The organism is Pseudomonas onubensis (assembly GCF_965653655.1).
Classification (GTDB): domain Bacteria; phylum Pseudomonadota; class Gammaproteobacteria; order Pseudomonadales; family Pseudomonadaceae; genus Aquipseudomonas.
In genome coordinates, this window is sequence record NZ_CBFHAZ010000273.1 from 1 (window position 1) to 450 (window position 450).

The window sequence follows — 450 nt, forward strand, 5'->3', positions numbered from 1 at the left end:
TTTCTACAATGATCAAAAATTAAATGAACTTACCCTTCATTCTGGTGAGCCAGTAATACAAGGCGAAAAATGGGTTGCTACTCAATGGATGCGGAAAAAACAAATCCGCGAACGTTTATAAGTCAAAATGAAGGAAATTATATAAAATACGATAGATGTGAAAGAAGTGACTTGCTATGGAGGAACTCCCAAACATACAAGAAAACAAATGGGATGACAGCCATCGCCCTTGGCCGCTTCCAAATTTACCTTGGGGAATGAAGCAAACATGGAGCGATCTGTTATTCGCCCATTATCCGGTGAAATACGAGGTTTTACGGAAGTTAGTTCCAGAATCACTGGAATTAGATTCTTATGAAGATGTGTACTGGGTTGGGGTTGTCCCTTTTCGTATGTCAGGTGTGAGGTTTCGAGGGTTGCCGCCAATTCCCGGTACCGCTACATTTCCGG

General features: G+C 42.0%; 1 protein-coding gene. It reads left to right on the forward strand.

Features of this window, described 5'->3' with window-relative positions:
- Positions 1-176: 176 nt before the first annotated feature.
- A partial coding sequence (locus ACTD9P_RS29915; RefSeq protein WP_438870462.1) for a DUF2071 domain-containing protein occupies positions 177-450 on the forward strand: 274 nt, incomplete at its 3' end.